The sequence below is a fragment of the Aeromonas sp. HMWF014 genome (assembly GCF_963878295.1).
GTDB lineage: Bacteria > Pseudomonadota > Gammaproteobacteria > Enterobacterales > Aeromonadaceae > Aeromonas > Aeromonas popoffii.
Map to the genome: position 1 here is coordinate 1 of NZ_CAWNYS010000204.1, position 12,349 is coordinate 12,349.

Sequence of the window (12,349 nt, forward strand, 5' to 3'; positions counted from 1 at the left end):
GCAAAGGGTGGTAAGATCGTTTTCCTTCTAAAGATGAAACAACTGATTGATATGGCAGCCCGAACCCTGAAAATTGCCACTCGCAAGAGCCCCTTGGCCCTGTGGCAGGCCAACTTCGTCAAAGACCGGCTGGAAGCCCTGTACCCAGAGTTGCAGGTCGAGCTGGTACCCATGAGCACTCAGGGTGACAAGATCCTGGATACCCCTCTCGCCAAGGTGGGCGGCAAGGGGTTGTTCGTCAAGGAGCTGGAGACCGCCATGCTGGAGGGACGTGCCGACATCGCCGTCCACTCCATGAAGGATGTGCCGGTGGAGTTCCCAGAGGGACTGGGTCTGCACACCATCTGCGAGCGCGAAGATCCGCGCGATGCCTTCGTTTCAAACCGCTACAGCCAGATAGACACGCTGCCGCAGGGTGCCGTGGTCGGCACCTCCAGCCTGCGCCGTCAGTGCCAGTTGCGAGCAGTACGCCCTGATCTGGTAATCCGCGACCTGCGCGGCAACGTCAATACCCGTCTCGCCAAGCTGGATGCCGGTGAATATGACGCCATCATACTCGCCGCCGCCGGCCTGAAGCGTCTGAAGATGGCGCACCGCATTACCACCTTCCTCGAGCCGGAGCAGAGTCTCCCCGCCAACGGCCAGGGGGCTGTCGGTATCGAGTGCCGACTCGACGATGAGGAGCTACACGCCCTGCTGGCGCCCCTCGAACACCGCGAGACCCGGATCCGGGTGCTGACCGAGCGCGCCATGAACCGTGCCCTGCAAGGGGGCTGTCAGGTGCCTATCGGTGCCTATGCCCTGGTGCAGGGGGATGAGGTCTGGTTGCGCGGCCTGGTGGGCAGCCCGGATGGCAGTCAGGTGATCCGCGACGAGATCCGCGGCCCGCTGGCAGACGGTGAGGCGCTCGGCCACACCCTGGCCCAGCGTCTGCTGGCAGCCGGCGCCGACCTCATCCTGGCCGAGGTCTACCGGGCATGAGTGCGGGCCGGGTCAGGTCATGGCCACAACCGCTGAGCGCTGCCTGATGGTCCCGCTGGTGGTGCGTCCGACCGCTCAGGCCACCGAGCTGGTGCAGCTGTTGCGCCAGCACGGCCACACACCGCTCTGCTGTCCGCTGCTGGAAACCGTGGCAGGCAGCGAACTCTCTCGCCTGCCCGAACTGCTGCCCCAGGCTGACATAGTCATAGCCGTCAGCATGCATGCAGTTAATTTTACTCATCATTTTCTGTTGCAAACTGGTCAGACCTGGCCACATATTGACTACTTTGCGGTCGGTCAGGCCAGCGCGGACGCCTTCGCCGACGCAGGCATAGCGGCGAGCTGCCCGGACGATCCGCGCAGTGAAGGGCTACTGGCCCTGCCCGCCCTGCAACAGGTGAGCGGCAGGCGGGTGCTGATCCTGCGCGGCAATGGCGGTCGGGATCTCATCGCCCGGACGCTGGCCTCACGAGGTGCTCTGGTGCACTATTGTGCAGCCTATGAGCGTCACTACCCCGAGCTGGACGGGGAAGCATTGACTCACCACTGGCAGGCGACCGGGCTCGACAGCCTGCTCATCACCAGTGGCGAACTGTTGCAGCGGCTGCTGGAACTGGTGCCCAGTCAGCAGCAGCCCTGGCTTTATGACCGCCTGTTGGTGGTGCCCAGCCCCCGCGTAGCCGAGATGGCCGAGGCGGCGGGCTTTACCCGAATCACGATTGCCCAAGGTGCATCCAACCAGGCCCTGACGGCTGCTCTGGAAGCGAGGAAGATGGAATGACTGAACAACAAGAATCCCAGGTCAAGCCCCAGCCGACCCCAGTGGTCAACGGCGGCAAGAGCCGTTCCGGCACCCTGCTGGGTGGCGTGGCCATATTGCTGGCCCTCGGCCTGACCGGCAGTCTCTACCTGCACGTCCACAAGAGTGCGGTGGCCCAGCAGGGGGAACTGGATCAGCTCAAGCTGCAACTGGCCGGGGCCATCGCTAAGCTGGATCAGAGCAACAGCAAGGAGAGTGAACAGCTGGCAGCTTTCGGCAAGCAGCAGCAACTGCTGCAAGACGAGCTCAAGGACTTGCAGAACCGGGTGCTGGATCTCAACGACAAGCGCCCCAACGACTGGATGCTGGCTGAAGCCGAATACCTGGTGCGCATGGCGGGCCGCAAGCTGTGGCTGGAACATGACCTCATCTCCGCTATCACACTGCTTGGCAATGCCGACGAGCGGATCAAGGCGCTCAACGACCCCAGCCTGATGCCCATCCGCAAAGCGCTGGCGGCAGACATAGCCCAGCTCAAGGGGATGCCGCGCATCGACCGTGAGGGGCTGACGCTCAAACTGGCAGCGCTATCCGACCAGATTGAGCTGCTGCCGCTCTCCACCGTCAATATGCCGGAAGCGAAAATCGAACCGGATCAGGCCGTCAGCACCAACCCGGACGAGTGGCAAAGCAACCTGAAGAAGAACTGGCTCAAGTTCACCGAGAACTTCATCACCATACGTCGCCGCGATGGGGGCGTGGAGGCCCTGCTCTCCCCGCAGCAGGAGATCTTCTTGCGCGAGAACCTCAAGACCAAGCTGCTGCAAGCCCAGTTCGCCGTCTACCGCGAGCAGCAGGCACTGTATGACGACAGTCTGGAGAAGGCACAGCGCTGGCTCACCCAGTATTTCGATACCGACAACAGCGCGACCCACTACATGCAGACCGAACTGGACAAGCTCAAGGGTGAGCAGATCCAGTTCGACTATCCGGATCGCTTCAAGACCCAAGCCATGCTGGAAGAGGTGCTGAACGAGCGCCTGCAACGCATTCTGGCCAGCAACTGAGGAGGGCACCATGATTCGTCTGATTGTTCTGGTGGCCGTGATGGTGGCGGGGCTGATATTCGGCCCGCAAGCCTCCGGCAACAAGGGGTATGTCCTGATCTCCCTGGGTAACTACACGGTGGAATCCTCGGTCACCAGCGCCGTGATCCTGGCCGTGCTCTTCTATGCCGCCCTGCTCATCGTCGAGTGGGTGCTGGGCCGGCTGTTCGGCCTGCGTCGCAAGACGCTGGGCTGGTTCGGCTCCCGTCGGCGCCGCAAGGCCAACCAGCAGACGGTAGCCGCCACCCTGGCCATGGCCGAAGGTCACTACATCCAGGCCGAGAAGCTGATGCTCAAGGGGGCCAGCAACAGCGATACCCCGCTGCTCAACTACCTGAGCGCCGCCAAGGCCGCCCAGGCACGTGGCGATGACGTGCGCCGGGATCAATACCTGCAAAAGGCGCAGGAGGAGCACCCCAAGGCCGAGCTGGCGCTGACCCTGACCCAGACCCAGTTGCAGATTGAGCAAGGCCAGTACGATACGGCCCTGGCCATGCTGGAATCCGCCTATGCCCTCAATCCACGCCACCCCATGGTGCTGGATCAGCTGCGTCAGGTACACCTGGCGCGCGAGGAGTGGATGGCCCTCATCGACCTCATTCCCGCCCTGCACAAAGTGGGCAAGCTGACCCCCAAACAGGAAGACGCTCTGCTGCATCAGGCCTGGCGCGGTCGGCTCAAGAGCGCCAGCGGCGCCCTCGAAACCCTGCGCCCTGTCTGGCAGGAACTGCCGCGCAAGCTGCGCCAGGATCCGGATCTGCTGGCCTGCTATGGCGATCGACTGCGCCAGCTCGGCGCCGACCAGGAGGCTGCCGAGCTCTGGCTGGATGCGCTGCGCAAGCAGGTTTCCCCCCAACTGCTGGCTCGCCTGCCCAGGCTCAAGCTCGACAACTACCAGCCCATGCTGACCCTGTTGCAGAAGATCCAGGATCAACCGGCCGCAGAAGCGGCGCTGGCCCAGATCTATCTGCTGGCCGGTCAGCTGGACGAAGCCCAGCGACTGTTGGAGAAGGCGGTGGAGACAGCGCCGAGTGCCGCCATCTACAACGCCCTCGGCCAGGTAATGGACAAGCGCCGGCTTACCAACAAGGCCAACGAGTATTATCGTCAGGCCCTGCAACTGGCCGACATCTGATCCCTACCCCTGTGCCAACAGCACAAAAAAGAGAGGCTGCTATTGCGGCCTCTCTTTTATCTGTTCATCTCTCTTTTTACCCGGATTAACACCAGTTCTGGCTTATGCCGTCAACCGCTCCAGCTCACCGATGAGCCAGATGGCCTCCTCCCTGTGATAGCCGCACACATCCGGCATGGGTCTAAAACCGCGGCACACCAGAGGGCGATCCGGCTGATCGAAAATCTTGCAGCCCAGCCGCACATCGAGCTGGACACAGGGCACCCCGGCCGGTTTACCGGCAGGCATACCCGGAATAGCGCTGCTGATACTGGGGGCAATGCAACAGGCTCCACAACCTTGACGACATTCCATGTAACGCTTTCCTGTGCGTGGCGAACCAGTCTATCAAAGGGCTGCGATTCCCCTTAGCCTTATCCCCTGCGCCCGTGAAATAGTCGCCAGTCGGGGGCAGTGTCAGCCCGCAGACAACAAAAAGCCCGACAGCGGCAGCGGTCGGGCTCTTCATGTTGCAATGGCAGGTTCAACCCATTCTCATCAGAGAATGATATCGCGCACCACGCTGTCTTTACGATCCAGGAAGTGGATCGACTTGATGCGACGAATGGTACGTGACTTGCCACGGATCAGCAGGGTTTCCGTGGTCGCCATGACGCCATCGCTGGTGATGCCATCCAGCAGATCACCCTTGGTGATGCCGGTTGCCGAGAAGATGACGTTGTCATTCTTGGCCAGGTCTTCCAGCTTGAGCACCTTGCTCACGTCTATGCCGAGCGCCTCGCAGCGGGCAATTTCCTGCTCGCCCAACGCACGCACTTCCGGGCTGTCACCCTTGACCTTGTGACGCGGCATCAGGCGAGCCTGCATGTCACCATCCAGCGCGCGGATCACCGCCGCCGAGATCACCCCTTCCGGCGCGCCGCCAATGCCATACAGCATGTCGACTTCGCTGTCCGGCAGACAGGTGAGGATGGAGGCGGCAACATCACCATCGGGGATGGCAAACACTCGCACGCCCAGCCCCTGCATCTCCTTGATCGCCTTGTCGTGACGCGGCTTGGCCAGGGTGATCACGGTCAGGCGGGAGAGCGGCTTGCCAAGCGCCTTGGCCACGGCCTTGAGGTTCAGCTCGAGGGCCTGATCCAGGTCGATGGCACCTTTGGCCTTGGGACCCACGATCAGTTTTTCCATGTACATATCAGGCGCCTTGAGGAAGGAGCCCTTGTCGCCGACGGCCAGCACGGCCAAGGCGTTGGCCTGGCCCATGGCGGTCATGCGAGTACCTTCGATCGGGTCGACCGCGATATCCACGGCGTCGCCCAGACCCGTGCCTACCTTCTCGCCTATGTAGAGCATGGGGGCTTCGTCAATTTCACCTTCGCCGATCACAATCTCACCATCGATCTGGATCTGATTGAGGATATGGCGCATGGCCGCTACGGCCGCCCCATCGGCGATATTCTTGTCACCACGTCCGAGCCACTTGTAGCCAGCCAGTGCAGCCGCTTCCGTCACTCGGGAAAACTCGATTGCCAGTTCACGTCTCATCGCATATCCAACCTTTGGAGCTCGAAAACGGGCGGCATTCTATCACAAGGGCAAACCTTTGCGCGCAAAAGTGGCGGATCGTCAAATAAATCACGGCCCTTCACCAAACTGACATCAAATCGCCACCGACACGTCACTTGGGTGTCACCCCGCTGTCATTCCCCGCACCTAGCATGGCCCCGTCTTTAAAACCAAAGCTTGCAACACAAGGAATTAAGATGAAAAAGCTGACTGTAGTGGCACTGGCTCTCACCGCGGCCTTCCAGGCGCAAGCCGTTGAAGTTTACAAAAATGACACCACCAGCCTGGATCTGTACGGCCGCATCTACGCCGGCCAGTTCTTCGGTGACAAGAAGGAAGGGGTCGACACCGCCCATCCGAACGGCACCCAGGAGTACAGCGACAAGCAGGGCGCCAACCAGTTTGTCCGCTTCGGCGCCAAGGTGGATAGCCAGATCAACAGCCAACTGAAGGCGCTGGCCCAGTACGAAGTGCAGATGTACATCAACGACAGCGAGAAGACCATCAGCGAGGATTCCGACAACCTGCGCACCCGTCTGGCGTTCGCCGGTGTCGGCGCCGACTGGGGCAATATCACTTTCGGTCGCCAGAAGGGGGCCCCTGGCTTGCTGGCCGACTGGACTGATGTCTCCCTCTCCGATGGCTATGGCAACGAGGCCCTCGGTGCCAAGACAGACACCTTCGCCACCAACCGCGCCGGTTCAGTGTTGAAGTACTCGGGTCTGTTCAACGGCTTCCAGGTAGACACCAGCTACAAGTTCGATGGCGGTGACACCGAAGAGACCACCAGCAAGGACAGCGATGCCGCCTACGGCGCCGCCGTGGCCTACACCTTCCCGTTCAACCTGGCGCCGGGTACCGCCTACAACGTGGGTATCCGTGACAAGAACGAGGAAAAGGATGCCAAGCTGTGGCTGCTCTCCGCCAAGTACGACAACAAGGCCGTCTATGCAGCCCTGAGCTACGCCGACGGCACCGACTTTCTGGCCACCGGCAAGGATCACACTGGCTGGGAAGGGGCACTCGGTTACAACTTCGAAAACGGCTTCGGCCTGATGGCACTGTGGAACAAGCAGAAGGTGGAGCAGGACGGCAAGGCCAACTACGACTCCATCGACTACTACACCCTGGGCGCCCAGTATAAGTTCAACAAGAACCTGCGCGTCATCGGCGAGTACCGCATCAACAACCTGGACAGCCAGGAGAGCGGCAAGCTCAACGTCAAGGATGACTTCCAGCTGGCGGCCCGTTACGACTTCTAATCTCGGCTCTCAGTCAACAACAGAACGCGCTGGCTTATGCCGGCGCGTTTTTTGTTGGCCTGTAAGGGGAGACAGGCCAGCTGCCGTCCGGCCCATGATCTAGGCTCAACAGAACCACGAAGAGGAGATCACCATGCCGTTACGCCTGCTCATCTGTTGCTGCCTGCTGCTCGCCCTTCCCGCTCAGGCGCTGACCATCGCCATGGTGCTGTGGCGCGGCGAAACGGATGCCGAGCGGAGCTTTCGCGCCGAGCTGATCCGGCTCGGCTATCAACCCACCTTCGTCACCTTCAACGCCAATCAGGATCGCGCCGCCTTCGCGACCCAGTTGCGCCAGCAACTGCTGCCCTCCCTCGCCCGCTACGACTACATCTACAGCTTCGGGACCACGGCCACAACCATGGTCAAGAGCCTGCTCGGCGAGCGCAAGCCACTGATCTTCAACATAGTCTCTGACCCCGTGGGGGCCGGAATCCTGTCGGAAGATCAGGCGGAAAACCGGATGGTGGCCGGAACCAGCAACCTGGTACCCATGGCGCTCCAGCTCGCCAACGCCCGCAAGCACCTGCCCACCGACAAGGGACTGCTGCTGCCCTTCAACCCCCGCGAACAGAACACCCTGCTGACCGGTGAGCTGCTGCTGCGCGAAGCCAAACGCTATCAATGGGATCTCGCCACCTGGCGCATCGCGCCTGACAAGCGGCGGCTGGCCAACGAGCTCAAGCGCCTGCAACAGGATGCCCGCCAGCGCATTGTCTTCCTGGCCGCCGACAGCTATCTGCTCTCCATCGCCCCCGAGTTGCTGGCCGCCCTCAACGAAGGGGGCATCCCCACCATCTGCAGCGCCGAGCTATTTGTCGAGCACGGCTGCACCGTCGGCACCATCAGCAGTTATGAAACCCTGGGCCGGATGACGGCCAACATCATCCACCGCAACCTGCAGGGCACACCGCTGCAAGACATTCCATTGCAAACGGATCCGGCCCCTCGGCTGGTTCTGGGCAAACAGCTGACATCTGCCGACAATCAAGGCTCTCAGGGCAAGTGACCACACAGCCCGCCCATGGACCCCAGAACCGCCGCCAGCCTAACCCGGCTGCATCGCGGCATGGGCTCTGGCAGCCCTCGCCACTGTGCTGGTCGCCCTGACCTGAAACGCTCACGCCAGCCCTGGTCTATACTCCCAAAGCACCATATGGGAGCTGTTTAGCCTTTTGATGCAGATCCCTTGCTTATATAACCTGAATGGCAGGTTCAAATTTTATTCATCGCAGTTCGATAAACTCTGAGTCATGCCCTACAACATACACGCCAAGGAGTAATTACAAGATGAAGTTATTTACCAAGAAGCACGGCCTTGTCCTCATTCTGCTCGCCGCCAGCGGAACCCTTAGCGCCACCGAGATCGCCAACAACAACATCACGGAAACCGAGATAAAAGCTGCGCAAGATGCCTGGGGTAAGGCACTTATCCAGATCAGCGATGATTACCGTAGCGGTGGTATCGAGAAAGCCAAAAAGACCGCCACTGCGGTTCTCGACAGCGCCTACGGCTATTCCCAAGGTCCCGTACTGTTCAAACCGACCCTGGCCAGCGGCGAACAGACCTTCCGTATCAATAAGGAAGGGGCCCTCGCCTACTTCGTCGGCCACAACACGGCCTATCCTGCCGACAGCGGCTTCGCCCTCAAAAACTGGAAAAGTTACAGCTACGACAACGCTGCCATCTACATCAATGGCAACATGGCACTCACCATGGGCAATGTGCACCTGATTGACCGGGATAACAAAGAGACCACGGTCGACAAGACCTGGGGCTTCAAGAAGGGGGACGACGGCAAGGTGCGTATAGTGCTGCATCACTCCTCCCTCCCCTTCAGCAAATAAAATAAACAAGCAAAGGCGACCAATAGGTCGCCTTTTTGCTACTGGGCCATCAGTTTTGCTGCCTGTGGGGATGACGACAACACCAATTCTGTTAGCATGCCCGCCATCATGAATCCAAACGAAACACAGATGCAGATCCGCCCCTTCACCACAGCTGACATGGAAACCGTCCTCACCATCTGGCTGGATGCCTCCCTGCTGGCACATCACTTCATCCCATCGCGTTACTGGCACGACAATCTAGGCCCGATGCGAGAGCTTTATCTGCCCGCCGCCAACTCTTATGTGCTCTGGCAAGATGGCAAGGCTCTCGGTTTTTATTCCCTGTATGAAGAGACCCTGGCCGCCATCTTCGTTACCCCGGCGCAGCAAGGACACGGCTATGGCAAGGCGCTGCTGGCCCATGCCAAGCAGCAGCGGCAAACACTGCGCCTGCAGGTGTATCAGCAAAACCGGGCCAGCTGCGACTTCTATCTCGCTCAGGGCTTCCAGATAGAGGCCGAACAGCAGGATCCCCACACCGGCTGCGCCGAGTGGGTGATGGCCTGGTCGGCATAAGACTAACGCCGTTCGATGGCGAGTGAATTTTCCGAGCCATCACCGGCCGGCACCAGCAGGTCATCAAAGTGCAAGGTCTGCGCGCGCAGATGAAACAGGATCGCCGGTCAGCTGAACGGGGAGTTCGCGGGGCCCTGGTTGCAACACATTCAAGGCGCCTGCTCCTGTGAAGAGAGCCTCCCCATCATGGGACTTAAAACCTCAGAGTCAGGCCGATATTGGCCTGCCATTGGGTCACCAGCTCGCCACGCACCTTGAACACACAGTTATCCGGGTTGCAGAGAAACTGGTTGCTGTCATTGACCAGCGAGCCATAACCGCGCACCTCGGCCCGCAGCGCCAGATGCTCGGTCAGGCGTGGCAGCACCCCGAGCGCCAGCGACATGGAGGGCGTCACCTCGCTGTCGTAGGCGGCAAAACGGGTCACCCCGATACCAGCACCTATGTAGGGCGCCATCAGGTTGTCCGACAAGATGAGCGCCCCGGCAAAATGCAACATGTCCACCGTCAGGCGATCCGGCTGATCCGGGGAGAGGCGGGTTGATTGGTGGCTGTAGAGCAGCTCTACCATACCGGGGTCGTCCACCTCCTTGCTGATAAAGAGGCCCCAGTTGCCGGAGCTCTGCCCCTGCAATGAATCCAGCGAGGCCGAGAGCGGCACCGGCTGCACCACATCGCCGCTCTTCTCGAAATCGATGGATGAGCTGTAGCCGAAAAACGGCGTCATCTGCCAACCGGTACTGGCGGCTGCCTCGGCACTCCAGGCCGGCCCCAGCGGCAGCAAGAGCCCCATCATCATGATCCCTGCTCGTTTCATCACAGTCCCTCTGCTTGTGCACCAGTGCCCACCAAGCATATCAGAGTCCCCTGACCCCCATCCTAAACCCAGCCTGTATCAGCCTATTTTCGCAGGGAGGATCACACCGCCGCGATCCTATCCCACCACTACGCGGCACATAGCCACTGCCGTTATTCATCCGGGATTAACCTCTGCCCCGTATGCTGGCACCTAACCGGCTCATGGTGATCCGGTTCAACTCACCATAAGGACATCCGGGGATGGTTGCCGCGCAACTCAAAGACCCGCAACACAAGCTCTCCGACACCCTGCGGGCGACCGCCCACGCCATCGAGGAGAGCCATATCAGCCTGCGCCAGATGCTGGCCCTGGTGGGTGAGCAGGGCATGTTGCTGTTTTGCGTGCTGCTCACTGTGCCCTTCCTGCTGCCGGTCTCCATCCCGGGCGTCAGCACCCCGTTTGGCCTGCTGATCCTGTTTATCGGCATCGGCATCACCCTCAACCGGGTGCCCTGGCTGCCCGCAATCCTGATGGAGCGTCGCTTCGCTGCCGCTCAGCTCAAGCCGACCCTGCACAAGGGCGCGGACCTGCTGGCCCGCGTCGATCGTTTCATTCGCCCGCGCCTCTTGCTACTGACCGGCAGCGGCCCCATCAACCGCTGCAACGGCCTGCTGCTCATGCTGGCGGCCCTGCTATTGATGCTGCCGCTGGGAGCCATCCCCTTCACCAATGCCATGCCCGCCTGGGCCATATTGCTGCTGGCCATCGGTATGTTGCAGCGGGACGGCCTGTTCGTCGCCAGCGGCTACCTGCTGGTCAGTGCGACCCTAGTCTGGTTCAGCGCACTGGCCATCGGTCTGCTGATGGCGGGGCAGAACATCTCGACCCTGCTGAGCTGATGGCACCGACATGAAAAAGGGGCGACCAAGTGGTCGCCCCTGTTGTTTTGCGCTCTCTTCGGTTCGTCAGAGCAGATCGTAGATGAGGGCCGAGATGGCCAGCAGTCCCACCACCATCACGAACAGTGTGCTGGGCCCGCGATAGCGCGCGAGCGCCGGCAGGCGATAGATGGAGTAGGCAGGCAGCAGGAACAGGATCACCGCGATCAGCGGTCCGCTCACCTTCTCAATGATGTCCAGCACATTGGGGTTCAGATAGGTGATGATCCCGGTCACGACAAACAGGATAACGGATGAGACTCGGGCTATGGTGACCTCCCGGAGGGAGAGCCCCAACCCCTGACAGGCGCCGCTCACCATGCTCACAGTCCCCTCGCTCACCCCCATGGAGGTACCGAGAAAGGATTTGGACATGGCCAAAATGGCGATGAGCGGACCCACATAGGCGATCAGCGGATTGGAAAACTTGTTCGCCAGTGCCGACAGCACGGAAATATTGTCGGTGCGGGCCAACGCCATTTCCGCCTGACTCAGACTCATCACACAGCTGATGACAAAAAACAGCACGCTGCCGCAGATCAGCAGGCTACTGCACTTGATGATGCGCTTGCTGCGCACGTCGGCGCTCACATGGCAGCGCTTCTTCTGGGCGGCAGTAAAGGAGGAGATGATGGGGGCATGACTGAACGAGAAGACCATCACGGGCACGATCAGCCAGAGGGATTTCCAGAAGGCGGGATCGCGCCACTCCACCGCCGGACTCTCGCTGAAATAGGAGAGGCTCCACTGGGGCAGCAGAAAAACGGAGATGCCCAGCAAGAAGACGACCATTGGCAACGCCAGCAGGCTGATGGCCGACACCACCACCTGTTTGCCGGTCAGCAGGATCAGATGCAGCCCCAGCATCACCGCCAGCACCAGCCAGCCACGGCTCAGCACGGCGCCCCCCAGCTGATGCGCCATGAAGCTCTCGATAGCATTGGTGATGGAGATGCTGTAGACCAGAATGATGGGGTAGAAGGCCATCAGATAGACCAGCATCAGCAGCTTGCCTGCCCTTGCACCGAAGTGCTCCTCCACCACATGGGTAATATCCCCTTCCCGATGGGAACTGGATAATACCAGGCGACTCAGCGCTCGGTGGGAATAATAAGAGAGCGGGAATGCCATCAATAATATAAACAGCAGAATAACGGGGGAATTACTGCCTACGGTAATAGGGAGAAAGAGTGTACCAGCACCGACGGCAGTGGCATATAAGCCCATGGTCCATACCGAATCACTTTTCTCCCATTTCAACTTTGAAGCAGGATTCTTCTTTTCAGCAATAGCAACACTCATTGCGATATACACCTTACTTGTCTGTCATATTTGTTATTTTATTAGCCTGTGT

The 12,349-nt window shown here is 60.3% G+C and carries 13 protein-coding genes; 9 read left to right on the forward strand and 4 right to left on the reverse strand.

What is annotated here, in order from left to right; translation table 11 throughout:
* Positions 1-51 precede the first annotated feature (51 nt).
* The 4 genes from hemC to AAC083_RS08230 are packed head-to-tail and all read left to right on the forward strand — an operon-like array spanning position 52 to position 3,982.
* Positions 52-981, forward strand: coding sequence for a hydroxymethylbilane synthase (gene hemC, locus AAC083_RS08215; RefSeq protein WP_146181529.1), 930 nt, complete (start codon positions 52-54; stop codon positions 979-981).
* A 46-nt stretch (positions 982-1,027) separates the two neighbouring features.
* Positions 1,028-1,762, forward strand: coding sequence for a uroporphyrinogen-III synthase (locus AAC083_RS08220; RefSeq protein WP_108535369.1), 735 nt, complete (start codon positions 1,028-1,030; stop codon positions 1,760-1,762).
* Entirely contained in the window at positions 1,759-2,808 is a 1,050-nt protein-coding gene (locus AAC083_RS08225; protein WP_108535361.1) for a uroporphyrinogen-III C-methyltransferase, read from the forward strand. The genes AAC083_RS08220 and AAC083_RS08225 overlap by 4 nt, the downstream gene beginning before the upstream one ends.
* A gap of 10 nt (positions 2,809-2,818) precedes the next feature.
* Positions 2,819-3,982, forward strand: coding sequence for a heme biosynthesis HemY N-terminal domain-containing protein (locus AAC083_RS08230; protein ID WP_108535362.1), 1,164 nt, complete (start codon positions 2,819-2,821; stop codon positions 3,980-3,982).
* 102 nt (positions 3,983-4,084) lie between these two features.
* Here AAC083_RS08230 and AAC083_RS08235 read toward each other — a convergent pair whose 3' ends face one another.
* Together AAC083_RS08235 and glpX are read right to left on the reverse strand one after the other, a co-directional pair.
* Positions 4,085-4,336 carry a YkgJ family cysteine cluster protein gene (locus AAC083_RS08235; protein ID WP_042038401.1) on the reverse strand — a complete coding sequence of 84 codons (252 nt, stop codon included), beginning with the start codon at positions 4,334-4,336 and terminating at the stop codon, positions 4,085-4,087.
* 183 nt (positions 4,337-4,519) lie between these two features.
* Positions 4,520-5,530 carry a class II fructose-bisphosphatase gene (gene glpX / locus AAC083_RS08240; RefSeq protein WP_042038400.1) on the reverse strand — a complete coding sequence of 337 codons (1,011 nt, stop codon included), beginning with the start codon at positions 5,528-5,530 and terminating at the stop codon, positions 4,520-4,522.
* Positions 5,531-5,748: 218 nt separating this feature from the next.
* Here glpX and AAC083_RS08245 point away from each other — a divergent pair, with 218 nt between their 5' ends.
* The 4 genes from AAC083_RS08245 to AAC083_RS08260 all read left to right on the forward strand — a co-directional run bounded on the left by AAC083_RS08245 (position 5,749) and on the right by AAC083_RS08260 (position 9,258).
* Positions 5,749-6,813: a porin gene (locus AAC083_RS08245; RefSeq protein WP_108535363.1), complete on the forward strand. Its 1,065-nt coding sequence runs from the start codon at positions 5,749-5,751 to the stop codon at positions 6,811-6,813.
* Positions 6,814-6,946: 133 nt separating this feature from the next.
* On the forward strand, positions 6,947-7,861 hold the full coding sequence (locus tag AAC083_RS08250; protein ID WP_108535364.1) for an ABC transporter substrate-binding protein: 915 nt from the start codon (positions 6,947-6,949) through the stop codon (positions 7,859-7,861).
* A gap of 281 nt (positions 7,862-8,142) precedes the next feature.
* The gene (locus AAC083_RS08255; RefSeq protein WP_042038395.1) at positions 8,143-8,700 is read left to right on the forward strand and encodes a hypothetical protein; all 558 of its coding nucleotides are present in this window, start codon (positions 8,143-8,145) and stop codon (positions 8,698-8,700) included.
* Between the two features lie 108 nt (positions 8,701-8,808).
* Entirely contained in the window at positions 8,809-9,258 is a 450-nt protein-coding gene (locus AAC083_RS08260) for an N-acetyltransferase (RefSeq protein WP_375134724.1), read from the forward strand.
* Between the two features lie 193 nt (positions 9,259-9,451).
* On the opposite strand, the gene AAC083_RS08265 is transcribed toward AAC083_RS08260, so the two are convergent.
* The gene (locus tag AAC083_RS08265; protein WP_108535366.1) at positions 9,452-10,075 is read right to left on the reverse strand and encodes an outer membrane beta-barrel protein; all 624 of its coding nucleotides are present in this window, start codon (positions 10,073-10,075) and stop codon (positions 9,452-9,454) included.
* A gap of 242 nt (positions 10,076-10,317) precedes the next feature.
* Here AAC083_RS08265 and AAC083_RS08270 point away from each other — a divergent pair, with 242 nt between their 5' ends.
* The gene (locus AAC083_RS08270) at positions 10,318-10,956 is read left to right on the forward strand and encodes an exopolysaccharide biosynthesis protein (RefSeq protein ID WP_108535367.1); all 639 of its coding nucleotides are present in this window, start codon (positions 10,318-10,320) and stop codon (positions 10,954-10,956) included.
* Positions 10,957-11,022: 66 nt separating this feature from the next.
* On the opposite strand, the gene AAC083_RS08275 is transcribed toward AAC083_RS08270, so the two are convergent.
* Positions 11,023-12,039, reverse strand: a complete 1,017-nt coding sequence (locus tag AAC083_RS08275) for an amino acid permease (RefSeq protein WP_258224557.1) — start codon at positions 12,037-12,039, stop codon at positions 11,023-11,025.
* Positions 12,040-12,349 lie beyond the last annotated feature (310 nt).